This window comes from Acidisphaera rubrifaciens HS-AP3 (assembly GCF_000964365.1).
Lineage (GTDB): Bacteria > Pseudomonadota > Alphaproteobacteria > Acetobacterales > Acetobacteraceae > Acidisphaera > Acidisphaera rubrifaciens.
In genome coordinates, this window is the sequence record NZ_BANB01000559.1 from 1 (window position 1) to 1,011 (window position 1,011).

A 1,011-nucleotide genomic window follows, 5' to 3' on the forward strand; every position below is an offset into this window, starting at 1 on the left:
CGGCGCCCCGCCGCTCAGTCTCCGCGGCGGTCGCGCGCAGCGGTCGCCAGCCGATCGGCGCGTTCGTTCATCGGATCGCCCGCGTGGCCGCGCACCCAGCGCCAGTCCACCTCGTGTGCGGCGGCCGCGGCCAGCAGCTTCTGCCAAAGGTCCATGTTGGCGACCGGATCGCCCGCCGCGTTGCGCCAGCGGCGGCGCACCCAGCCCTGATGCCAGCGCGTGACCCCGTTGCGCACGTATTCGCTGTCGGTGTGCAGGATCACGCGGCACGGGCGCTTGAGGCTCGACAGCGCCTCGGTGGCGGCGGTCAGTTCCATGCGGTTGTTGGTGGTCGCGGGATCGGCGCCGGACAGTTCCCGCTCGTGACCGCCGTAGCGCAGCACGGCCGCCCAGCCGCCGGGCCCCGGATTCGGCTTGCAGCCGCCATCGGTCCAGATCTCGACCACGCCGCCGGTCGCGTCGGGCTGCCCCGCGCCAGAGGCCTCGGCGTCAGAATCCATAGGCATCGGCATCCCGCACGCTGAGGTGGAAGCGAAGGCGACGGACATAGTCCATCGGGTCCTTGCGCACCACCAGCGCGCCGGCCGGCGTGTTGATCCAGTCATAGAGCCGCGTCAGCGCGAAGCGCAGCGCCGCCCCCTGGCACAGCACCGGCAGCGCCGCCCGCTCCGCCGGCGCGAGCGGCCGGCGCGTGCCGTAGCCGGCGAGCAGTGCCCGCGCCTTGGTCACGTTGAACGACAGGTCGGCCTCGAAGCACCAGGCGTTGAGGCACACCGCGAGGTCATAGGCATACAGGTCGGTCGCCGCGAAATAGAAGTCGATCAGCCCGGACAGCCGCCCGTCCAGGAAGAAGACGTTGTCCGGGAACAGGTCGGCATGGATGTGCCCGCGCGGCAGGTCGTGCGGCCAGGCGGGCAGGATGACGGCCAGCGCCGCCTCCAGCTCGTCGGCGACCGGCGTGCCGCCCCCGCCCGCGCCGCGTTCGCACATGGCCAGCAAGGGCGGCCAGCC

2 protein-coding genes are annotated in these 1,011 nt (G+C 72.7%); both read right to left on the bottom strand.

Annotated elements, in window-relative coordinates; translation table 11 throughout:
* Positions 1-14: 14 nt before the first annotated feature.
* Complete coding sequence (gene rnhA, locus B8460_RS14620; RefSeq protein WP_048862351.1) at positions 15-500, bottom strand: ribonuclease HI; 486 nt, start codon at positions 498-500, stop codon at positions 15-17.
* Positions 490-1,011: phosphotransferase (locus B8460_RS14625; RefSeq protein ID WP_048862352.1), on the bottom strand; the 522-nt coding region annotated here is incomplete at its 5' end. The genes rnhA and B8460_RS14625, both read right to left, overlap by 11 nt.